This is a genomic window from Primorskyibacter sp. S87, assembly GCF_049801055.1.
Taxonomy (GTDB): domain Bacteria; phylum Pseudomonadota; class Alphaproteobacteria; order Rhodobacterales; family Rhodobacteraceae; genus JBNAGF01.
Genome location: NZ_JBNAGF010000011.1, coordinates 89,817 through 111,602 on the forward strand (window position 1 = coordinate 89,817; position 21,786 = coordinate 111,602).

The window sequence follows — 21,786 nt, forward strand, 5'->3', positions numbered from 1 at the left end:
TTCGTTTCCTTTCCGGTTTTCGCCTCGGCAGGGGATCATCAGAAGCATATGCTCCAACCGGCGGTCTGATCGGGGATGTCTCCCCCGAACAGGCCAAACACCCTGCCTGCGGGTTTAATGGCGCGCGTATATGGCAGGTCGAGAGGGAACGCAAGGGGGTTGCGCAATTGGTTTCGGAAAGCTCTTGTTGTTTCATTGTTCAGAGGATTGCCTGCGAATGAAGACCGTTGCCAAGCCGTTTGCCCATCTATGCCTGTGCTTGGCAATCCCCGGCGGGGCGTTGGCCAGCGAAACGAAGTATCCGATCGCCGGCGAAACCACGTTTCGCTACTACGGGTGGTTCCATTTCGCCAATCAGTCGGTCGATGACGGTGTGGAAACCACATCGAACATCGTGGACGTGACCAACGCCAACACGAGATTCGGGTTCTTTATCGAAGGTGAAAGCCCCCTCTCCTTTCAGTTCGAAAGCGCGCTGGGGTTCCGGCAATCCCAAAAGACCAGTCAGACCAACACGCCTGATTTCTGGAACTGGGACAGGACATTCCTGCGGCAAGTGCAGATGATCTTTGATGACGGTTACGGCACGTTCCGGTTGGGACAGGGTAGCATGGCCACGGATGGTGCGGCCGAAAGCGATCTTGGAAGCACTGTCGTGGTCGCCAAGTCGACAATCCCGGAAAGCCACGGAGGGTTCTTTTTCCGCGATGCCGCCGGGGTTCTGACGGCGGTGAACATCGGCGCCGTGTTCTCCAACTTTGATGGCGGTCGGCGGTTGCGCGTCCGCTACGACACTCCTCGGTTCAACGGACTTTCGGTTGCCGTGGCCTATGGCAAGGAAGTGCTGAAATCCGGTGTTAACGATAGGTTCTATGACTTTGCGCTTCGCTATGACGCGGAAACCGGCGCATATCGGTTCAAGGCCGCCCTCGGGATGCACTGGGTCAACGCGCCGTCCCTGCCCACCGCCCGCGGGACGGTGGGATCAGTTTCCCTGCTCCATTCCCCGACCGGTTTGAACCTGTCGCTGGCAGCCGGGAAGCAGCACGACACGGGCGCGGACTATGTCTATCTCAAGGGGGGCTGGAACGCCGATTTCTGGTCAGTTGGGCCGACCAAGCTGATTGCCGAAGGGTATTGGGGAGACGATCACCTGCGCCGCGGCTCCCGATCCCAAATGTGGGGGCTGGCCCTGTTGCAGGAATTTGAACAACAGAACCTCGAGGCCTATGCCGGGTATCGATTTTTCACCTATTCAGACCGTGCCGCCCAGTATCAGGATATTGGCGCCTGGCAGATCGGTGCGCGCTGGCGATACTGATCGTCAGGGTTTCTCGGGCGCGCTCAGAACCGGCTCGAGCCCGGCACGAACTGTTTTTTCCATGTCAGCGGCCAGTTGTTTGCGGCCGGCATAATGCGCAACCCGGACAGGCGGGTGATAAATCAGTTCGACACGCCCCTGCCTGCGTGCGCCAAGCGTCTTGAGCAGGTGCGGGCCAAAATCCATGTCGCCCCACCAGCCATAGAACCGCGCTTCTTCCCCTTCGGGCGCATGATAGATCACCGTAACCGGCTGAATATGCATGTCCGCCCGAAGCTCGTCGGCAAAGAAAGCGGCAAAAAGAGTCGGTTTGAACGGCAGAACCCTCAGCCCGTCCGTCGACGTCCCTTCGGGAAAGAACAGCAATTTGTGACCGGCATGCAAACGATCCTGAAACATCCGGGTTTGTTCTTTTGCCTGTCTTGGATCGCGGTCGATGAACACGGTCCCGGTGGCGCGGGCCAGCCATCCGATTCCCGGCCAATTCGCAACCTCTGACTTGGACACGAAATAGACGCGCTTCCGGGCATTGAGCGCAAAGATGTCCAGCCACGAGCTGTGATTGGCCACTACCGCCCCCTGCGCCTTCATCAACTCGCCCGAGGAACTGAACGGGATGCCGAGAATCCGGAAGGCGTTGCGGCAGACAAACTGGGTGATGTAAGGCGTCATCGGTCGCCGCAGACCAAACAATGGCCGCTCGACGATGCGCACCAACAGCAAAACCAGAAGGCCGCCAAAAACCAACAGGGCCAGTGGCAGGCCGCGCAGGATCACCCGCAGCCATCCCGACGGCCCCAGTTTCAGCGGCGCGGCAGGTTCATCGCTTTCCCAAGTCGCATTCATTTCGTCGCCTTTATTTCGTATATAGCCGCCTTTGGCGCTCGTTCATTCGTGCCGTGTCAAGGATCAGGCAAACGTCGGTGGTGTTAAAGGCGTGATCAATATAGGCGCCTTCGCCCACGAAACCGCCAAGGCGCAGATAGGCCTTGATCAGGGCCGGAACCGCGAGCATGGCAGCCCGTCGATCCAACGCTTCGGCGGGCAACAGGTTCATGCTCTGGAAGACCGCGTCCTGCGCCCGCACCCTCAGATCCGGTGGCGCGAGATGGTTGTGGTGAAGCATTGACAGCGGCTGGGCCAGTGCCTGAACGTCCGTTCCGTGGAAACTGGCGACGCCAAATAGGATTTCAATTTCATGTTCGGCTACATAGCTGGCAAGCCCGTTCCACAGATGAAACATGGCGGTGCCGCCGCGGTAGTCCGCATGCAGGCAGGATCGGCCAAGTTCCAGCAGATTGCGGCCCGAAGCTTTCAGGATGCCGAGGTCGTATTCATCTTCGGAATAAAACTGACCCAGCGCAGCTGCCTTGTCGCCCCGCAGCAAACGATAGACGCCGACAACTTCGCTGGTGGTGTTGTCGATGGCCAGCATGTGATCGAAATGGGGGTCGAACCGGTCCCGTTCCAACTCTGCGTCGTGATCGACCAGTTCACCGCCGCCGCCCAGTTCACGAACAAAAACCTCATAGCGAAGCCGCTGCGCAGCCCGCAATTCGGCCTCGGTTTCGGCGATCTTGATGGTAAAGGACGGTCCCGTGTCTGGCATTTCAGCCCCGGTCAGATGGAGGAGGAGTCAGCGGTCGGCGGCAAATACCGCGAATTTGGCAACAATGGCAACCGCAACCGGCTCCGCAGGCACCGGTGTTAACCTTTCGTAAACCCCTTTCACGGATCAAAGACAGGCACCAGCGCAATTCTGGCGCCGTCAATCACCACTTTGCCCGCTTCGCGGAAATTCACGGTGATCTTGCCATCGATGTTTGACTGGACTTGTCCAAGGCCCCAGTCCGGATGGCCGGGATGACGCACCAACATGCCCGGTGCAAGAATGGCATTGAGGTCGGACATTGGCTTTCCCTTGTGATCAAGCCGTGGATCCGGCCCATTGAGGGAGGTAGCCCATGGGCGAAAGCCACGTCAACCTAGCCGCATTGATCGGGTCACGAATCTGTCACGACCTGATCAGCCCGATCGGGGCGATCACAAACGGTCTCGAATTGCTCGACCTCTCCGGTTTGCTGCAAGGTCCCGAAATGAACCTGATCGCCGATAGCGTTGGCAATGCAGGTGCGCGTATCCGTTTCTTTCGAATAGCTTTCGGTGCTGCCAGCGAACAGGAACTCAGCCGGGCGGACGTGGTTTCGGTTCTTGACGACCTCACGCGCGGTGGACGTGTCCAGATGCTGTGGCAACTCGACGAAGACGCTATGCGCTCGGATGTCCGCATTGCGTTTCTTGCCCTGCTTTGTTGCGAAAACGCCTTGCCTATGGGCGGAGAGCTGACGGTCGCCCGACAAGCCGGGATCTGGACGATACAGGGCACCGGCCCAAAGCTGGCAATGGATCCAGCCCTGTGGGACCCTTTAGCCCAAGGACGATCACCCGATCAGATTACACCGTCTCAGGTTCAGTTTGCACTTCTTCCCGAAGCTGCATCCCAAAGCGGGCGGGTGGTGGCCACGGATTGCAGCACCGAGCGGCTTTGTATCCGGTTCTAATCCGGTTACGCACGGTCTGCGCGGGTCAGATCCTTAGACGGAACGAAACCAGCCCTGACCGCGCTCAGCTTCGAACCGTGCCGTCACCGCGCACGAGATATTTGAAACTGGTCAGCTGAGCCGCCCCGACTGGGCCACGGGCATGCATTTTGCCGGTCGCAATACCGATTTCGGCACCCATCCCGAACTCACCGCCGTCGGCAAACTGGGTCGATGCGTTATGCATCAGGATCGCACTGTCGAGGCGCTCAAAAAAGCTTGCGGCCGCCGAAACGTCCTCCGTCAGAATGCAGTCGGTATGACTGGACCCGTATTTGCGGATATGCGCGATCGCTTCGTCGATACCGGTCACCGGCTTTGCTGCGATGATGCTGTCGAGGAATTCCTTGCCCCAATCTTCAGTTGAGGCGGGAACAGTGCCGTCAATGGCCAGAGCACCCTCGGCATGCACTTCGACGCCCGCGGCCAGCAAAGCCTCGACAAGCGCCTTGCCGAGCGTTTCTGCGACATCCTTATGCACAAGCAGACATTCGGCTGCGCCGCAAATACCTGTGCGCCGTGTTTTTGCATTGAGCACCACGTCGAGCGCTTTTTGCAGATCTGCGCCCTTGTCCACATAGATATGAACGATGCCTTCAAGATGGGCAAAGACCGGCACCCGGGCCTCTCGCTGAACCAGCCCCACCAGACCCTTGCCGCCACGCGGCACGATCACGTCGACCGTATCCGTCATGGTCAGCAGCTCCTGTACCGCAGCGCGATCGCGGGTGGGCACAAGCTGGATGGCATGTTCGGGCAGGTTCGCCGCCTCCAGCCCCTTGACCAGACAGGCATGGATCGCGCCGGACGAATGGAAGCTTTCCGAGCCACCGCGCAGGATCACCGCATTGCCCGACTTCAGGCAGAGCGCACCGGCATCGGCGGTTACATTGGGGCGACTTTCGTAGATAACGCCGATCACCCCGAGAGGCGTTCGCACGCGCTGAATGTTCAGCCCCGAAGGCATATCCCATTCAGCCAGAACCTCGCCGACCGGGTCGGCCTGATCCGCAACCGTCCGCAACCCGTCAACCATGCCCTGAATCCGGCTTTCATCCAGCATGAGCCGGTCCATCATCGCCGGGCTCAACCCCTTGTTCCGACCGAATTCGAGATCCTTGGCATTGGCCTCGATAATGGCGTCCCGGTTGACCCAGACCGCCTCGGCCGCTGCTATCAGCGCGGCGTGCTTGCGTTCGGCACTGGCAAAGGCCAGCTCCTGCGCGGCGGATTTGGCCTGTTGGCCAAGTTCAGTCATGAGGGCGGGAATGTTGTCGACGTCTTTCATAATCGTTGTTCCTGGATCGGCGGGTTTTGTCAGTGCGAACGTATCGTGACTTTAGCAAGGTCAGGCATCAAAGCGCCATATCATCGCGATGGATGAGGGCAGCGCGGCCCGGGTAGCCGAGTGTCGGCTCAATCTCCGAAGAGTTCCGTCCCTTGATGGCATCGGCCTCGTACGCCGTATAGCGACTAAGCCCCTGCCCCAGTTTTCGGCCGTCTGGCGTTACGATGGCCACCGGGTCTCCGCGGCCGAACTCTCCGGCGACACCCGTAACCCCGGCAGGCAGCAGGCTCTTGCCATTTGTCAAAGCCCTTGCCGCGCCATTGTCGACGACAATCTCGCCCCGAGGTTTCATGGCCGAGATCCAGCGTTTACGCGCGGCTTGCGGATCAAGCGTTGCGGTGAACCATGTGCAATTGGCACCTTGTTCGAGGTTTTTCAAAGGGTTGAGCGGCGACCCTTCAGTGATTGCCATTGCGCAGCCACCGGAAGCCGCCATCTTTGCAGCCATCAACTTTGTCTTCATTCCGCCTTTGGACAGGCCCGACCCGGCATCGCCGGCCATGGCTTCAATCTCGGGTGTGATCTCGTTGATGACATCATACCGACGGGCGTTGGCATCTTCGTTCGGATTGGCGCTATAGAAGCCGTCGACATCCGAAAGCAGGATCAATTGATCGGCCCCGACCGTCACAGCAATCTGGGCGGCCAGCCGGTCATTGTCACCATAGCGGATTTCGTCCGTTGCCACCGTGTCGTTTTCGTTCACGATAGGCACGACGCCCAACCCAAGCAGAGTTTCCAGCGTGGCGCGAGAATTGAGGTATCGCCTGCGGTCCGAGCTGTCTTCCAGTGTCACAAGAACCTGTGCGGTGTTGATCCCATGTGGCGCCAGCGCTTCTTCGTAGGCGCGCGCGAGGCGGATCTGCCCGACCGCTGCGGCGGCCTGCGACTGCTCTAACGGCAATGTGGTGTTCGCAAGGTCCAAAACCCCGCGCCCAAGGGCGATCGAGCCCGAAGACACAAGGATCACATCCGCGCCCTGCCCCTTGAGCCATGCGACATCAGCCGCCAGCGAATGCAGCCACTCGGCCCTGAGTTGTCCGCTGTCCCGCTCAACCAGAAGCGCCGAGCCAATCTTGACGACGATGCGTTTTGCACCGGTCAGGGTTGCCACGGCTCGGCCTCCTCGGCGGGTTTCAGGCGCAGGCGGTCTTCGTCGATCTCGGCGCGAACGGCACGCAGAACCTCGGTCAGCCCTTCGCGAGACACCCCGGACATCAAAAGAACCGGGCCACCGACCTCTGCTTCGAGGATTGCGCGGGCCTCTGCACGTTCTTCGTCGTCCAGTGCATCAATCTTGTTGAGCGCGGTGATCCGGGGCTTGTCGGCAAGATGGCCGCCATAGGCTTCCAGCTCGGCAATGATCGTGCGGTAGTCCTCGGCGACGGTTTCCGACGTTCCATCCACCAGATGCAGCAGCACCGAACAGCGTTCCACATGGCCAAGGAACCGATCCCCGATCCCGCGCCCTTCGTGAGCACCGGCGATCAGGCCGGGAATATCAGCGATCACGAATTCGGCGTTGTCGACGCCAACAACACCCAAATTGGGATGAAGCGTCGTAAAGGGATAATCGGCAATTTTCGGGCGGGCGTTCGAGGTCGCCGCGAGAAACGTGGACTTCCCGGCATTGGGCAACCCAAGAAGCCCGGCATCCGCGATCAGTTTCAATCGCAGCCAGATCGTCCTCTCCACGCCCTCCTGACCCGGATTGGCCCGGCGCGGCGCCTGGTTGGTCGACGTTTTGAAATGCAGGTTTCCAAACCCGCCATTGCCACCCTTGGCAAGCGCAACGCGTTCCCCAACTTCGGTCAGGTCTGCAAGTACCGTTTCCTCGTCTTCGTCCAGAACCTCGGTTCCGACAGGCACACGCAAAACGATATCGTCGCCGTCCTTGCCGGTGCGCTGCTGGCCCTTGCCGGGCTGACCGTTTTTGGCAAAGAAATGCTGCTGGTACCGGAAATCAATGAGGGTATTGAGACCCTCAACCGCCTCGACCCATACAGAACCGCCCTTGCCGCCGTCACCGCCGTCGGGGCCGCCATATTCAATGTATTTTTCACGTCGGAAACTGACGCAGCCGCTACCCCCCGCACCAGAGCGGATGTAGACCTTTGCAAGATCGAGAAATTTCATGTCTGCTCCCTACTGCAAAGGCCCCGTCGGGCTCAAGCTCAGAGTTTGCGGCTATAGGTCCAGGTGGGCACTGCCGCGTTGCGGGCCACCGAAAAGCTTTCTGCGTCGCCGAGATACTCGAAACCGCAATGGGTCAGTACCCGCGCCGACGCGGGGTTGTCCTGAAACACGCTGGCGAACATGGTGGCATCGCCCAGCGGATTTGCATCGACCAACGCTTCGACAGCCATCGAGGCGATTCCGGAATTCCAGAACAATGGCGCCACCCAATAACCGACTTCGGATTGGTTGCGGTCCATTTTTTTAAGCGAGATCAATCCCTTGAGTTCAGGTCCGCCGTCCTTGGTGCCGTCCATCGCCCAGATATCCTCGTCCCGGTTGGTCGCCATGGCACGGGACACAAAGGCGTCGGTCATGCCCGGCGGAATCGGGTGCGGGATCGAGGTTGTCATTCGGGCAACCCGCTCGTCCCCAGCATAATGTTCGATCAACCCCAAATCGGACCTGCGCAGCGGGCGCAGGTCGAACCGCTCGGTTTCGATGACCGGCTGATTTGTTATTTGTTCAATTTTCATCAGTGCGTTCCTCCTCCGAACAACACAAACAGAACGGACGCGACGGTGAGACCAGCCAGCGTCCACATCAAATATTTTTCACCGGGCCGCCCTGCAACCGCATGGGCGATCCTGTCTCCGGCAAAGGTCCAGATCGGGTGCAGGACCAGCTGGCAGATCAAAAGACAGAGAGCGATCGCCAAAGTAGCTTCGAATGTGGGCGTTCCTGTGGCGACAAAGCCGGTAAATCCGGCCACGATCATTGCCCATGCCTTTGGGTTCAGCGGATGCACCACCAGACCGGCCAGAAACCCCGGCGCATCTTCGGCCCTCTGGCCCGGCGCCAGACGAAGATGTGCGACCTTCCACGCAAGCCAGCAGATATATGCCGCCGAAGCATATTTCAGGACTTCGAACAGCCACGGAACCCGCGCTGCCCCCTCCATAAGCCCATAACCTACCGGCCAGATCACCAGTTGCTTGCCCAGAACCACGCCACACACGAACGGCAAAGCTGCCCGAAACCCATAGCGCGCACCTGTTGCCAGCAAGGCCATGTTGGCCGGGCCCGGCGTGCCGACCTGGCTGGCGGCGAAGATCAGGAAACTGGCGGTTGCGATGGCCATTGGGTTCAAGGTTCACTTTTGGGGAACGTTATTGTGACGATGGTAATCCGTGGCGAGAACGAGAAAGGGGACCGGCGTTTCGCCGATCCCCCGATTTTGTTCAAACCTTTTGGGTTTACGGCTTATTCAGCGGCCTCCGCCACTGGCAGGACCGAAATGAAGGTTCGGTTTTTGAGTCCCTTGTGGAACTTCACCGCACCGTCGACGGTTGCAAAGATGGTGTGATCTTTGCCCATGCCAACGCCTTCGCCCGGCCAAAATTTGGTGCCGCGCTGACGCACGATGATATTGCCTGCGATGGCAGCCTGGCCACCATACAGTTTCACGCCAAGGCGGCGACCAGCTGAGTCGCGACCGTTACGGGAGGAACCGCCAGCTTTTTTATGTGCCATTCTCTCTCTCCTTAGCCTTTGGCCAGCTCTTTGGCCTGTTCAACCCATTCGGGCTTCACTTTGACCGTTTCGATAGCAGCAATCTGCTCGTCCGACAAGGCGGCCAGCTGTGCGAACGAAGTCACACCGGCATCGGCCAGCTTTGCGGCAGCGGCAGGGCCGACACCGTTGAGCTTGGTCAGATCGTCCGCAGCAGCTTCGGCAGCCGGAGCCGCGGGCTTGGCAGCGGCTTTCTTGGCGGGCTTGGCTGCCGGAGCAGCGGACCCGGCCGGAGCCGAACCGGTCGCGGCCTTCACACCCGACTTGTCCGCGCCCGAGGCGAGAATTTCGGTGATCTTGACCAGTGTCAGTTTCTGACGGTGACCAACAGTGCGCTTCGAGCTGTGCTTGCGGCGGCGCTTGACGAAGTTGATGACCTTGTCGCCCTTGACCTGCTCGACCACCTCGGCCTGCACAGCAGCGCCTTCGATGAACGGAGCGCCAACGACAGGCGCATCGCCACCCAGCATCAGAACGTCGTTGAATTGAACTTTTTCGCCAGCATCAGCAGCCAGTTTTTCGACGCGGAGCATGTCGCCCGCCTCTACCTTGTACTGCTTGCCGCCGGTTTTCAGAACCGCGAACATGCGTCTTTCCTTTTCATTCCCGCGTCCTGCGGCCCCTGTTTCCGGTCCTGAAACCTTTCGGCTCATTGACCCTTGCAGATGTTGCGGCCCCCTTGTCGGGTTGTGGCCACCTCGGACAGCGCGCCCCTTTTGGGACAGTATTAAGGCCCGGATCGTTGCGGATGCAGGATCGGGACCGTTCGATAACGAAACCCGGCGCACGGGAATCCGGGCCGGGATGCGGGCTTATGGAACGCAGCGGCAATTCTGTCAACCCCAATCGGAGCCTGTGCAATACCCCCGCGACCGACCGAAAAGAATCCCGACAAAATGACCCGATCTAAAGGTCATCCGAGGCGATGATCCCCCCGGCGGCCAGCCCCAACCCAAAGGATAGGTCCTGATAAACCCCGTTGAAGCCTTCAAAGAGGGAATCGTTGAGCGCCTGTCCAGCCGGGGTTTCGGAAAACCTGACATAGGCGTTCAGATCATCCTGCGGAACCGGCCCGTAGGCCAGTGTCAGAAACCCCATGAGCCAGCTATGGGTTGTTTCGCGGATCGACGCTTCCTGCAAACGCGTTTCGGCAGCGATTTCGCCGCGGCTCCAATCCGATTGACCACCCTTGGCAAGGCCAAGCGAAAACATGAACTGCGACCGCAATCCGCCATCGACATTGCGCTCCAGTAGGTCATTAACTTCCACAAAGCGAAGGATCGCAACATGACGGTCGCTGCCTGATGCCTCCAGAAGTTCGAATTGTTCCCACGCGGCCTCTTCGACCGCGGGGTCGGACATCGCCTGTCGCGCCGCAATTTCCAATGCCAGAAGCCGCTGGCCCCTGTCGTTGTCAAAGAACCGGATGCTGTCGGTCATCTCGGAATTCGAGAGGGTACTCTTCAGGGTCTTTCGAACGCGCGCCAGAATCCGGTCGCGATCATGCAGGCGCCGAACTTCGCCGGCCCAGAACGGACCGCCCTGCCCGCCCAGCATGAGCTCGTCCAGCTCGTCGCCGTATTCCAGCCCTTCTTCGTGCATGACTTCGATGATGTCCGTGAGCCGAAGGACCTTGACCAGCCGGTCCAAAGTCTGATCGGCCCATAGTGGGGCCGCGCAAAAAACGGCCAGAACAACAGCCGCGAGTTGCCGGATCACAGATCGGTTCCGGGCTGCAGTTCGCTCATGCGCCGGGCAAGTTGCTCGAACCGGTTGCCCATGATCTCGTATTGAACGGCATTGAGCAGTTCGTAAACTTCCTGCATCAAGGGGTCTTCCAGAGCCTCCGTATACGCCAGCACATCACTGTCGGGGAAATCCTGATAGGTGTAGGCCGCTCCGGTCAGGGCAGAAAATTCCAGCGCGGCCCTCAGCTCATCCTCATTTTCGCGGATGGTGGCCCGCAACTCGTCAGGGTCAATCCGCAATTCGATCACCCCCACGGCACTCGCGGCAGTCAGAAACCGGATCTGGATTTCCTGCAACGCCCGCAAGCCAAAGCCCGAACTGTCAATGGCCGCGTTCATCCTTTGCAGCAGAGCAGCCCGATCACTGCCATCCTCGCGCATCTGCTCCAGCAGTGCCATGCCCTCGCGGTCCTTCAGCGCATCGTCTTCCATCATGTGCGAGGCATTTTCGGCCTCGACCAAACGCTGACCGAGATCAGAGGCATAAAACCCGGCGGCATGGCCCAGAGCCTCATCGCTGAGGGTGTTTTCAAGGATATCGAGCGCCAGATTGCGCATCGCTTCGGGGTCGAACACCTCGCCTGTCAGCCGCGTCCATTCGGACCCGAACACACCGGGATCTATGCCCAGCATATCCGGTGCTGACGCAGCGCTAAAGGCGATGGAGTCAAGTGCTACGTCAAATCCGGTAACTTTGAGAAATGCCTGAATTTTGTCGCGCTCGGCCGCCCGCAGAGGTGAGCAGCAGATTGCAATGACGGCCATGACCACAAGGATCAAGCGTGGGAAGCGCCCCGGCAGGGTAGGAAAAACAGCCTGTATCATGGGGTATGATCGTAGGCGAAAACCCCGAGCGGGCAACGGAAAATCATCCAAAGCGTGAATTCGGCGTAATCGGGCCTTGCACCCGGCCGGAATCGCCATTAAACGCACCCCTCACAGACCCCCGCGGAGAGGTGCCGGAGTGGTCGAACGGGGCGGTCTCGAAAACCGTTGTGGGTGCAAGCCCACCCAGGGTTCGAATCCCTGTCTCTCCGCCATACAATTCCCGAAAGCCCCCCCCTGAACAGCCTGCTAAAGCGGGGCTTTGGAGATTGGCTCTCCCAGGATATCATCAGAGATCCATGTCGCCTGATCTCGCAGTCTGCCGAAATTTCGACACCAACAAGCCGACCACGGATGACCCACGGCTGTTTCTCTGCTGACAGCTCTTTTTGGGTTGTCAGTTGCCAAGGATCCCGGGCAGGCGCAGGCCATTGGCCTTAGCGCAATCGATGGCGTCCTGATATCCGGCATCCGCATGACGCCACACGCCCGAGGCCGGGTCATTCCACAACACCCGTTCCAGCCGCTTGGCGGCTTCGGGCGTGCCATCGGCACAGATCACCACACCGGCATGCTGGGAAAAGCCCATGCCAACCCCGCCACCGTGATGCAGGCTGACCCATGTCGCGCCGCTGGCGGTGTTGACCAAAGCGTTCAGCAACGGCCAGTCGCTGACCGCGTCCGAACCGTCGCGCATTGCCTCGGTCTCGCGGTTCGGCGAGGCGACAGAGCCGGAATCCAGATGGTCGCGGCCAATCACGATCGGTGCCTTCAGCTCTCCGCTGGCAACCATTTCGTTGAATTTCAATCCTGCGCGGTGCCGATCGCCCAACCCGATCCAGCAGATCCGGGCGGGCAGCCCCTGAAAGGCGATCCGCTCCTGCGCCATGTCCAGCCAGTTGTGAAGGTGGGTGTTGTCGGGAAACAGCTCCTTTATCGCCGCGTCGGTTTTCAAGATATCCTCCGGATCCCCGGACAGCGCCGCCCAGCGGAAGGGGCCGACACCCCGGCAGAACAGCGGACGAATATAGGCGGGCACAAAGCCGGGGAAGGCAAAGGCGTTGTCCAACCCTTCCTCGAAGGCCATCTGGCGAATGTTGTTGCCGTAATCGACCGTTGGCACGCCATCCTCGTGGAAAGCCACCATCGCGGCCACCTGAACCTTCATCGAGGCGCGGGCTTCGCGTTCCACCTTCTTGGGGTCGGTTTCCTGCAGCGAACGCCAGTCGGCCACGGTCCAGCCCTGCGGCAGGTAGCCGTGCACAGGGTCGTGGGCGCTGGTCTGGTCGGTCACGATATCGGGGCGGACGCCGCGCTTGTGAATCTCGGGGAAGAGATCTGCGGCATTGCCGATCAGCGCGACGGATTTGGCCTCACCCGCCTCGGTCCAACGGTCGATCATCTCCAGCGCCTCGTCGAGGCTATGGGTTTTCTCGTCCACATAACGCGTGCGCAGTCGGAAATCGGCGCGGGTTTCGTCGCATTCCACGGCCAGGCAGCAGGCCCCGGCCATCACTGCGGCCAGCGGTTGCGCCCCGCCCATGCCGCCAAGACCGCCGGTGAGGATCCATTTGCCTTTCAGATCTCCGCCATAATGCTGTCGCCCCGCCTCGGCAAAGGTCTCATAAGTGCCCTGAACGATGCCCTGCGAGCCGATATAAATCCAGGACCCGGCCGTCATCTGGCCATACATCATCAGGCCCTTCTTATCGAGCTCGTTGAAATGGTCCCAGTTGGCCCAGTGCGGCACGAGGTTCGAGTTGGCGATCAGAACGCGCGGGGCGTCGGCGTGGGTTTTCACGACGGCAACGGGTTTGCCCGATTGCACGACCAACGTTTCATCCGACTCCAGCCCCTTGAGCGTGTCGACGATCAAGTCGAAATCCTTCCACGTTCGCGCCGCCCGACCGATCCCGCCGTAGACGACCAGTTCATGCGGGTTTTCGGCCACGTCCGGATGCAGGTTATTCATCATCATTCTCAGCGGTGCCTCGGTCTGCCAGCTCTTGGCATTCAATTCTGGACCGGTGGGCGGAAAAACGTCGCGGATGTTGTGTCGGGGGTCGGTCATTTCTGTCACTTCCTCACATGTCGTCACCGGGCAAGCAGATGCCCGGCGATGATGTTGCGTTGAATTTCGGATGATCCTTCGTAAATTCGCATGATCCGCAGATCGCGGGTCAGGCGTTCGATCGGGAAATCCCGGGTATAGCCATACCCCCCGTGGATCTGCAGGGCAGTATCGGCGACCATGTCGGCAACCTCGCTGGCCTTGAGCTTTGCCATGGCGGCGGCTTCGCTGAACCGTTCGCCCAAATCGCGCTGCCGGGCGGCCTCGAGCGCCATCAACCGGGCCGCACGCAATTCCAAGGCCATGTCGGCAAGCATCCAGCGTATCCCCTGTTTGGCAGCCAGTGCTTCGCCTCCGACGATTCTGTCCCGCGCATAAGACTGCGCGGCGCCCAGAGCCGCAGAAGCCATGCCAATACACTGTGCGGCGACTTCGACACGGCCATTGTCGAGCACTTGCATCGCGGTCCGAAAGCCGGTTCCTTCGTTCCCCAGCAATGCATCGACCGGCAGGTGGCAATCCAGAGAAAGGGAAAAGACGTGCCCGCCCTTCAGGCCCATGGTTCGTTCGGGCGGTCCAGATTGGAAGCCCTCGGTGTCATTGGGCAATATGAAAGCCGAGATCCCACGGTGACCGGCCCCGGGATCGGTTACAGCAAAGACCACGAGAAAATCGGCAACGCCGCCATTCGAAATGAAGCATTTGCTGCCCTTCAGGTGCCAGCGCTGCCCTTCCCTCGTTGCACGCGTTTTCATGTCTGCCGGATCGCTGCCGGCGGTTGGTTCGGTCAGCGCAAAGGCGCCTAAGGCCTCGCCCGTGGCAGCTTTGGGCAACCAGCGCGCCTTCTGTTCGTCCGTGCCGCCCATCAGGATCGAATCCGTAGCGAGGAAATGGGCGGTCAAGGCCGAGGCAGTCGACCCGCAGCCTGCCGCGACGATCTCGACACTGCGCAACAGGGCGGAGGCCGAAATACCCGAGCCACCAAACTGCTCTGGCAAATTTGCCCCCATCATCCCGGCTTCGGCAAGAATGGCCAGCTGTTCATGCACAAAGGAGGCGGTCTCATCGACCTCAGCCGCCCTTGGCGCAATCCGCTCGGTTACCAGCCGCTCGAGCACATCGCAGAACATCCGCTCTTCGTCACTGAGCATGTGATAGAGGTTATCGGTCCGTGCAGTGGTCATGGCGGATTTCCCCCGACAAGCGTTCCCTCATGGCGCATCTGCGCAATGTCTTCGTCACTCAAACCGCAAAGCTCGGCAAGAATGTCGGCCCCATCGGCGTTCAATCCAGGGGCTGTGCCATCGCTGATGGGCTTGGCCCCATCAAACAAGACCGGTTGTCCCACCGTGGGCGCAGCCCCGAGAACGGGATGCGGCAGGTGCTTCACCAGCCCTCGAATGCCGGCTTGTTCCGAAGACGCGGCCTGCGCGATATCCCAGATCGGCGCTGCAGGCAGATGCGCGCTGGCAAGTTGTTCCACAGCTGTTTCGACACTCAGGTCTGCGCTCCAAGCCTCGATCATGCGTCTGAGGGCGGGTTCGTTTTCAGTTCGGGCGTCATCGCTGGCATAAGCAGGGTCTCCGATCAGATCCGGACGGCCGATCAAGCCGGCAAGGCGCTCGAACTGAACCGATGTCAACACGGCGATTACAACCTGCCCGTCACGACAGCGAAAACAGCCGAAAGGGGTCGACAGGGGATGCCGGTTGCCGACGCGATCGGGGATTTTTCCGTCGTAGAAATACTGCGCGTGGCTGGTCACAAGCATCGAAAACAGAACGTCGTACATCGCCACATCCAGTGTCGCGCCCTGCCCCGAACTACTGCGTCCGACCAGCGCCGCCATGATCGCCCAGCTGGCAAAAAGACCGGCATTCAGATCGGCCACGCTTTCCCCGGTTTTCAGCGGGTCGCCGCCCTCTTCCCCGGTGGCGGCCATCAGCCCCGACATGGCCTGCACCACCAGATCGTAGGCTGGCATGTCACGAAACGGCCCCTGCTGGCCAAAACCCGAGATCGAACAGTAGATCAGGGATGGGTTGCGCGTCCGCAGCGCTGCCGCCCCAAGACCGATCTTGTCGGCGACACCGGGGCGAAAATTCTCGACCACGACGTCGCAGCCATCGGCAAGTTTCTGCGCTGCTCCCAAGCCACCTGGATGCTTGAGGTTCAGCGCGATGCTGCGTTTGCCACGATTGGTGAGCGTGAAAAGCGCGCTTTCGCCATCCCTGAAGGGACCAATGTGGCGATAGTCATCGCCCTGCGGTGGTTCAAGCTTGATAATCTCCGCGCCCAGATCCGCCAGCAGAGCCGTGCAATAAGGCCCGGCCAATACGCGGGTCAGATCGAGCACCTTGATGCCTGCCAATGGTTTCATCTCAGACTCTCCAGCATGTCGCCGGATGACAGAGCCGCAAGAATAGCGCCCAGATGCGCGCGCAGCCTGGTGGCCTTTCGATCGTCGAATGCCCATGGTGGCGCTTCCGAAGAAAGATACGCCCGTTGCGCCAGCTCCATTTGGATCGCGTGTATCCCATCTTGAGGCCGCCCATAGTGCCGGGTTGTCCAGCCGCCCTTGAAGCGACCGTTGAGCACGCAGTCATACCCCTTTGCGCTGCGACACAGATCGGCCGTGATGGTCTCGATCGCAGGGGCGCAGGTTTCGCCGCCATTGGTGCCGATGCTGAACACCGGAAGCCGGCCTTCGAACAGAAACGGGATCTCGGACCGGATCGAATGGCAGTCAAAGAGGATTGCCACGCCATGTAGCGCCCGGACCCGTTCAAGCTCGGCGCCCAAAGCAGCGTGATATGGCACATGATAGGCGTCGCGACGGGACAGGATCTCATCCTCCGACGGGGTCTGCCCCTCTTTCCAGATCGGAACGCCGTCGAAATCGGTCAGCGGACAGAGCGTCGTCGTATTCTGCCCCGGATAAAGCGATACGCCCGCAGGGTCGCGATTGGCGTCTATGGCATAGCGGTGCACGTTGGATTGAACGACAGTGGCCCCCTCAAGCAGCCCGTCATACAGCCGGTTGATATGCCAGTCCGTATCGGCCAGCCCCTGACCCCTTGGCGTCAATCGGTCCAGCAACTCATCCGGCAGCCACGTTCCGCCATGCGGCCGCCCGAGCACGATCGGACCATCCCGGCGGGTGACGGAAACCACGTTCATGCGCCCAGCTCCGGCAGATCGAGGCCGCAGGCCGCAGTCAATTGCCCGTCACGCACCAGCCGTGCGGCCTGTTCCAGATCCGGGGCAAGATATCTGTCGGCACCAAGGGTTTCGACGCGCTCGCGCAGGGCAGCTACCACCCTTTGCAGCGACGCAGAGGTGGCCAGCGGAGACCGGAATTCGACACCCTGAGCCGCGCAAAGCAGTTCGACACCGAGGATCCGCTCCAGATTTCCAGCCATCTGCCCCAGTCTGCGGGCACCGTGGGCGGCCATTGAAACGTGATCTTCCTGATTGGCGCTGGTTGGGGTGCTGTCGGTCACACAGGGATTCGCCAGATGCTTATTCTCGCTCATCAATGCCGCCGTCGTCACCTCGGCAATCATCAAACCGGAATTCAGCCCGGGATCCGGGGTCAGGAAAGGCGGCAGATCAAAGCTGAGCGTGGGATCCACCATGAGCGCGATACGGCGCTGGGCGATAGCGCCGATTTCTGACATGGCCAGCGCGATCATATCGGCAGCAAACCCCACAGGCTCGGCATGGAAATTTCCGCCGGAAACGATCAGGCCGGCGTGACTCAGGACCAATGGATTGTCTGTCGCCGCATTGGCCTCTATCTCGAGCGTCACGGCCGCCTGCCGCATCACGTCCATCGCTGCACCGGTCACCTGAGGCTGACAGCGGATACAATATGGATCCTGAACGCGGGTATCACCCTCGCGGTGGCTTTCGCGAATTTCACTTCCGTCAAGAATGGCCCGCATCGCGGCGGCGGCCTCAATCTGGCCGCGCTGCCCCCGAAGGGTGTGTATTTCCGGCTGCAGCGGGGCTGTCGACCCCATGATCGCATCAGTCGACATGGCGGAGATCACCAGCGCGTTTTGCGCTGCATGCCAGCCATCAAACAACCCGGCCAAGGCAAAGGCGGTGGAAAACTGGGTGCCGTTGATAAAGGCCAGCCCTTCCTTTGGCCCAAGTGAAATCGGGGCCAGACCGGCCTGTCTCAAGGCTTCGGCGCCCGGCATCACCGCGCCTTTGTATTCGGCTTCGCCTTCGCCGATGACCACGGCGGTCATATGGGCCAGCGGCGCAAGATCACCGGAGGCGCCGACCGATCCCTGCGCGGGAATGACCGGGGTCACCCCCAGCCTCAGCATCTGCTGAATCAATTCGACATGGTCCCAGCGCACACCCGAGGCCCCGCGCCCGAAGCTCAACAACTTAAGCGCCATCACCAGACGTGCCATCCGCCGCGGAATTGGATCGCCAACGCCGCAGCAATGGGACAGGATCAGATTGCGCTGCAATGTGGCGGTATCACCCGGCGCGATTTTCATCGAGGCGAGTTTACCAAAGCCGGTATTGACCCCATAGACCGCAGCGTCGCCCGATGCGGCCTGTGCGATCCGTTCCGCTGCGCGATCAACGGCTGGCTTGCAAACCGGATCGAGCGCGATCGCAAAATCCTCCCGGTAGATTCGTGCCAGCTGGCGCAGTGTCACCTCGCCGGGCGTTACCTGCAAAACGCTCATGGCTGACCTCCGAAGATGCGTTCGTGCAGCGGATTGAAACCAATGCGATAGGCCAGTTCCGCCGGATGCCCGACATTCCAGATGGCCAGATCGGCCCGTTTTCCCGCTTTAATTGTCCCGCAATCCGAAAGACCGAGTGCACGCGCGGCGTTTCGGGTCACGCCCGCAAGTGCCTCTTCGGGTGTCATGCGAAACAAGGTGCAGCCCATGTTCATCGTCAGCAGGAGCGACGTCAGCGGAGATGAGCCGGGATTGGCATCGGTGGCCAATGCCATTGGAACCCCGTATTTTCGCAGGTTCTCCAAAGGCGGCACCTGCGATTCCCGCATAGTGTAGAAGGCTCCGGGCAGGATCACCGCCGTGGTTCCCGCCGCGGCCATCGCCACTACGCCTTCCTCGTCGAGATACTCGATGTGATCGGCGCTCAGGGCGCCATAGCTGGCGGCAAGTTTGGTGCCGCCAAGGTTCGACAGTTGTTCGGCATGAAGCTTGAGCGGAAGCCCCAGATCACGCGCCACATCAAACACACGGGCAATCTGCGCCGGTTGGAATGCGATGCCTTCGCAGAACGCGTCGACCGAGTCCACCAGCCCCTCGGAGTGGGCCGCGTGCAGCGCCGGTATACAAACCTCATCAATATAGGCGTCATCCCGTCCGGCATACTCCGGCGGCACCGCATGCGCCCCCAGAAACGTGGTCAGAACCCTGACCCGGCGTTCTTCAACGATCCTGCGGGCCGCGCGCAGCATTCTCAATTCGGTCTCCACATCCAGCCCGTATCCGGATTTAACCTCGATCACGGCTGTTCCCTCAGCCAACAGCGCATCAACCCGAGGCAGGGCGTCCGCCAACAGGTCTTCTTCGCTGGCAGCACGGGTTGCCTTGACCGTCGAGACGATGCCACCGCCGGCCCGCGCGATCTCTTCGTAGCTAGCACCCTGCAGTCGCATTTCGAATTCCCGGGCGCGATTGCCTCCGGCGACGATATGGGTGTGGCAATCGATCAACGCCGGGGTGACCAGTCTCCTCCCAAGATCCCTGACTGGCCGACCCGCGTGTTGCGTTGGCAGCTCGGCTGCCGGTCCGGCCCAGGCAATGCGGTCTGCGTCCAGTACGATCGCCCCGTCCTCGATCAGCCCATAGGCGTCCGATCCGGTCATTGTCGCAAGCGTTGCGTTTGTCAGGAGCATGACGAAGAATCCCTTGTTTGGATCTCTTGCTTATGCTTTATGTCTGCACATAATGACCTGTCAAGCATGGAAGCGACATGACCGTCATCAGGGCCAAACAAGCACTCACCGCGCGGGGATGGGAAAATGATGTTCTCATCAGCATCAACCCAGACGGCAGGATAAGCTCGATCAAGGACGCAGGCACCGGCTCGGATCCCGATACCATCCAGGTTGGGGCGCTGGTCCCTGCCCCGGCCAACAGCCACAGCCACGCCTTTCAGCGGGCGATGGCCGGATTGACCGAGAAACGTGGAGACAGCCCGACTGACAGTTTCTGGACATGGCGCCAACTGATGTATCGGTTTCTCGATGCGCTGACCCCCGATCAGGTCGAGGCCATCGCCGCGCTGGTTCAGATGGAGATGCTCGAGGCCGGTTACGCAACCAATGTCGAATTCCACTATTTGCACCATCAACCCGACGGGCAGCCCTATGACAATCCTGCGGAAATGGCCGAACGCATTTGCGCCGCCGCCGCAACGAGTGGAATCGGGTTGACGCTGCTACCTGTGCAATACCAGTTCGGAGGCTGCGATCAGCGGCCACTGGGCCCCGGACAGCGGCGTTTCGGCAATGATCCGGACCGCTATGCCGACCTGCTGGAAGGCAGCCAAACTGCAATTTCGCAGCTGCCGCCCGACCGTGTTCTCGGTGTTGCGCCGCATAGTCTGCGCGCTCTGTCTCAACAGAGTTTGAAAGCAGTTGCCGCGCTTCGACCAGACGGACCGGTGCACCTGCATCTCGCCGAACAGATTCCCGAAGTCGAAGAGGTCCAGGCACATTGGGGGGCGCGTCCGGTTGAATGGGCACTCGACAATCTGGTGCTGGATCAACGCTGGTGCCTGATTCACATCACTCAGATGACTGCGCAAGAGACCAAGACACTGGCCCGGACCGGCTCAGTCGCCGGGTTGTGCCCTCTGACAGAGGCCTCATTGGGCGACGGGATTTTCGACGGCGTGCACTGGATGCAATCCGGAGGACGGATTTCCGTCGGATCCGACAGCAACATCAGAATATCACTGGCCGAGGAACTGAGGCAGCTCGACACCTCTCAGCGGCTTCGCGATCACAGCCGTGCCGCGCTTGCCACGGCGGAGCAATCGACCGGACGACGGTTGCTCGAGGCCGTGTCTGTCGGCGGCGCGCAGGCTGCCGGGCGAGGCTCAGGCTGGATCGAAACGGGGCAATGGGCCGATCTTCTGGCGCTGGACCTTGACCATCTGGACCTTGCCGGATTGCGCGGAGATACTATCCTCGACAGTTTTGTATTTGCCGGGGACAGCCGTTGCGTTCAACATGTCTGGTCTGCCGGACGGCACATGGTTCGCAACGGTCGTCATATCCGGCGGGACCAGATCGCCCGCGCCTATCGCAAGGCGGTCGCACCCCTGCGCGACGGGTTGTAAGCCCGGAGCCCGACCGCAGGGCAAATAAGTGAAGCAGCAGGTCCGCTTTCGCCGCTGCGCGCTTAGTAGCGGGTGGTCATCCGGTAACCACGTTGGAACAGAAGGCGGACATGGGTGATTGGCTGATCTTCCCACCACGTGGTGCGTTCGGCCAGAAACAGGGCGTCGCCCTCTGAGCAACCCAGATGCCGCGCAGTCCTCGCATCAGCTGTTGTCGCCGAAAAACTGATTTCGGCATCCGAAAACGGCACCGTAGCCACCAGCCATTCATTGGGGCCGAGCGAGTTGAAATCGGCATCGGCGGCCTGCGGTAGCGCCGCAAGATTGATCCAGCGATCTTCGAACTGGTAAGGGTTGGCGTCCCCGAAATGAACGCAGGCGAGGTGCAGGACCTGTCCGGTTGCCGTTCCGCCCAGACGGGCACGCAGCCAGTCGGGTGTTTCTACCACGTTTCGGTCAACCAGAGCATAACGATAGATCTGTCCCCGAGCTTCGATTTCCTGCCTCACGATCGGGATCGAGAACCGCGCCTGCCGCAATGGGGCCTGCCGGACACGCGTGCCTGCCTTGCGCTTGCGTTCCACCAGTCCTTCGTCGGCGAGTTCCCGCATCGCGCGGTTCACCGTTGCACGGGCGCAATCAAACTCGATGGCCAGATCCACTTCGTTTGGCAACAAGTCGCCCGGCGCCCAGACGCCTTTCAGAATCCGGTTGCGGATATCTTCTTTCACGTTGCGAAACGCGGTCTTCATGTCGGTTGCGTCCCCTTC

The 21,786-nt window shown here is 60.5% G+C and carries 22 protein-coding genes and 1 tRNA gene; 4 read left to right on the top strand and 19 right to left on the bottom strand.

Annotated features, from left to right (window positions below; genetic code table 11):
- Positions 1-217 precede the first annotated feature (217 nt).
- Entirely contained in the window at positions 218-1,321 is a 1,104-nt protein-coding gene (locus ACP15U_RS17110) for a porin (protein WP_425046371.1), read from the top strand.
- 3 nt (positions 1,322-1,324) lie between these two features.
- On the opposite strand, the gene ACP15U_RS17115 is transcribed toward ACP15U_RS17110, so the two are convergent.
- From ACP15U_RS17115 to ACP15U_RS17125, 3 genes are all read right to left on the bottom strand, one after another.
- Positions 1,325-2,167, bottom strand: coding sequence for a lysophospholipid acyltransferase family protein (locus tag ACP15U_RS17115; protein WP_425046372.1), 843 nt, complete (start codon positions 2,165-2,167; stop codon positions 1,325-1,327).
- A 10-nt stretch (positions 2,168-2,177) separates the two neighbouring features.
- Positions 2,178-2,930, bottom strand: a complete 753-nt coding sequence (locus tag ACP15U_RS17120) for a GNAT family N-acetyltransferase (protein WP_425046373.1) — start codon at positions 2,928-2,930, stop codon at positions 2,178-2,180.
- Between the two features lie 119 nt (positions 2,931-3,049).
- The gene (locus ACP15U_RS17125; protein WP_425046374.1) at positions 3,050-3,232 is read right to left on the bottom strand and encodes a DUF3553 domain-containing protein; all 183 of its coding nucleotides are present in this window, start codon (positions 3,230-3,232) and stop codon (positions 3,050-3,052) included.
- 53 nt (positions 3,233-3,285) lie between these two features.
- Between ACP15U_RS17125 and ACP15U_RS17130 the strand changes: the two genes are divergently transcribed.
- Positions 3,286-3,882: a histidine phosphotransferase family protein gene (locus tag ACP15U_RS17130; RefSeq protein WP_425046375.1), complete on the top strand. Its 597-nt coding sequence runs from the start codon at positions 3,286-3,288 to the stop codon at positions 3,880-3,882.
- 64 nt (positions 3,883-3,946) lie between these two features.
- Here ACP15U_RS17130 and ACP15U_RS17135 read toward each other — a convergent pair whose 3' ends face one another.
- The 9 genes from ACP15U_RS17135 to ACP15U_RS17175 form a co-directional block, all read right to left on the bottom strand.
- Complete coding sequence (locus ACP15U_RS17135) at positions 3,947-5,242, bottom strand: glutamate-5-semialdehyde dehydrogenase (RefSeq protein ID WP_425046461.1); 1,296 nt, start codon at positions 5,240-5,242, stop codon at positions 3,947-3,949.
- Between the two features lie 34 nt (positions 5,243-5,276).
- Positions 5,277-6,383 carry a glutamate 5-kinase gene (gene proB / locus ACP15U_RS17140; RefSeq protein WP_425046376.1) on the bottom strand — a complete coding sequence of 369 codons (1,107 nt, stop codon included), beginning with the start codon at positions 6,381-6,383 and terminating at the stop codon, positions 5,277-5,279.
- Positions 6,371-7,405, bottom strand: coding sequence for a GTPase ObgE (gene obgE / locus ACP15U_RS17145; protein ID WP_425046377.1), 1,035 nt, complete (start codon positions 7,403-7,405; stop codon positions 6,371-6,373). The genes proB and obgE overlap by 13 nt, the downstream gene beginning before the upstream one ends.
- A gap of 38 nt (positions 7,406-7,443) precedes the next feature.
- On the bottom strand, positions 7,444-7,980 hold the full coding sequence (locus ACP15U_RS17150; RefSeq protein ID WP_425046378.1) for a GNAT family N-acetyltransferase: 537 nt from the start codon (positions 7,978-7,980) through the stop codon (positions 7,444-7,446).
- The gene (locus ACP15U_RS17155) at positions 7,980-8,585 is read right to left on the bottom strand and encodes a LysE family translocator (RefSeq protein WP_425046379.1); all 606 of its coding nucleotides are present in this window, start codon (positions 8,583-8,585) and stop codon (positions 7,980-7,982) included. The genes ACP15U_RS17150 and ACP15U_RS17155 overlap by 1 nt, the downstream gene beginning before the upstream one ends.
- A gap of 122 nt (positions 8,586-8,707) precedes the next feature.
- On the bottom strand, positions 8,708-8,977 hold the full coding sequence (rpmA, locus tag ACP15U_RS17160) for a 50S ribosomal protein L27 (RefSeq protein WP_010440093.1): 270 nt from the start codon (positions 8,975-8,977) through the stop codon (positions 8,708-8,710).
- Between the two features lie 11 nt (positions 8,978-8,988).
- The gene (locus ACP15U_RS17165; protein ID WP_425046380.1) at positions 8,989-9,603 is read right to left on the bottom strand and encodes a 50S ribosomal protein L21; all 615 of its coding nucleotides are present in this window, start codon (positions 9,601-9,603) and stop codon (positions 8,989-8,991) included.
- Between the two features lie 319 nt (positions 9,604-9,922).
- On the bottom strand, positions 9,923-10,735 hold the full coding sequence (locus tag ACP15U_RS17170; protein ID WP_425046381.1) for a DUF2059 domain-containing protein: 813 nt from the start codon (positions 10,733-10,735) through the stop codon (positions 9,923-9,925).
- Entirely contained in the window at positions 10,732-11,589 is an 858-nt protein-coding gene (locus ACP15U_RS17175; protein WP_425046382.1) for a DUF2059 domain-containing protein, read from the bottom strand. Before ACP15U_RS17175 ends, ACP15U_RS17170 begins: the two co-directional genes overlap by 4 nt.
- A gap of 125 nt (positions 11,590-11,714) precedes the next feature.
- Here ACP15U_RS17175 and ACP15U_RS17180 point away from each other — a divergent pair.
- Positions 11,715-11,804 (top strand) — tRNA-Ser (locus ACP15U_RS17180).
- Between the two features lie 182 nt (positions 11,805-11,986).
- Here the strand turns inward: ACP15U_RS17180 and hutU are convergent.
- Genes hutU through hutI form a run of 6 tightly spaced genes read right to left on the bottom strand, consistent with a single transcriptional unit; the run spans position 11,987 to position 19,565 of the window.
- Positions 11,987-13,660 (bottom strand): urocanate hydratase, encoded by a 1,674-nt coding sequence (gene hutU / locus ACP15U_RS17185; protein WP_425046383.1) that lies wholly within the window; start codon positions 13,658-13,660, stop codon positions 11,987-11,989.
- Positions 13,661-13,683: 23 nt separating this feature from the next.
- Positions 13,684-14,844, bottom strand: coding sequence for an acyl-CoA dehydrogenase family protein (locus ACP15U_RS17190; RefSeq protein ID WP_425046384.1), 1,161 nt, complete (start codon positions 14,842-14,844; stop codon positions 13,684-13,686).
- A complete protein-coding gene (locus ACP15U_RS17195) occupies positions 14,841-16,040 on the bottom strand; it encodes a CaiB/BaiF CoA transferase family protein (protein WP_425046385.1) in 1,200 nt (399 codons plus the stop codon). The genes ACP15U_RS17190 and ACP15U_RS17195 overlap by 4 nt, the downstream gene beginning before the upstream one ends.
- The gene (hutG, locus tag ACP15U_RS17200) at positions 16,037-16,840 is read right to left on the bottom strand and encodes an N-formylglutamate deformylase (RefSeq protein WP_425046386.1); all 804 of its coding nucleotides are present in this window, start codon (positions 16,838-16,840) and stop codon (positions 16,037-16,039) included. The genes ACP15U_RS17195 and hutG overlap by 4 nt, the downstream gene beginning before the upstream one ends.
- Positions 16,837-18,375, bottom strand: coding sequence for a histidine ammonia-lyase (gene hutH / locus ACP15U_RS17205; RefSeq protein ID WP_425046387.1), 1,539 nt, complete (start codon positions 18,373-18,375; stop codon positions 16,837-16,839). Before hutH ends, hutG begins: the two co-directional genes overlap by 4 nt.
- Positions 18,372-19,565: an imidazolonepropionase gene (gene hutI, locus ACP15U_RS17210; RefSeq protein ID WP_425046388.1), complete on the bottom strand. Its 1,194-nt coding sequence runs from the start codon at positions 19,563-19,565 to the stop codon at positions 18,372-18,374. The genes hutH and hutI overlap by 4 nt, the downstream gene beginning before the upstream one ends.
- 77 nt (positions 19,566-19,642) lie before the next feature.
- Between hutI and ACP15U_RS17215 the strand changes: the two genes are divergently transcribed.
- Positions 19,643-21,016, top strand: coding sequence for a formimidoylglutamate deiminase (locus ACP15U_RS17215; RefSeq protein ID WP_425046389.1), 1,374 nt, complete (start codon positions 19,643-19,645; stop codon positions 21,014-21,016).
- Positions 21,017-21,078: 62 nt separating this feature from the next.
- On the opposite strand, the gene ACP15U_RS17220 is transcribed toward ACP15U_RS17215, so the two are convergent.
- The gene (locus ACP15U_RS17220) at positions 21,079-21,768 is read right to left on the bottom strand and encodes a GntR family transcriptional regulator (protein WP_425046390.1); all 690 of its coding nucleotides are present in this window, start codon (positions 21,766-21,768) and stop codon (positions 21,079-21,081) included.
- Positions 21,769-21,786: the final 18 nt, after the last annotated feature.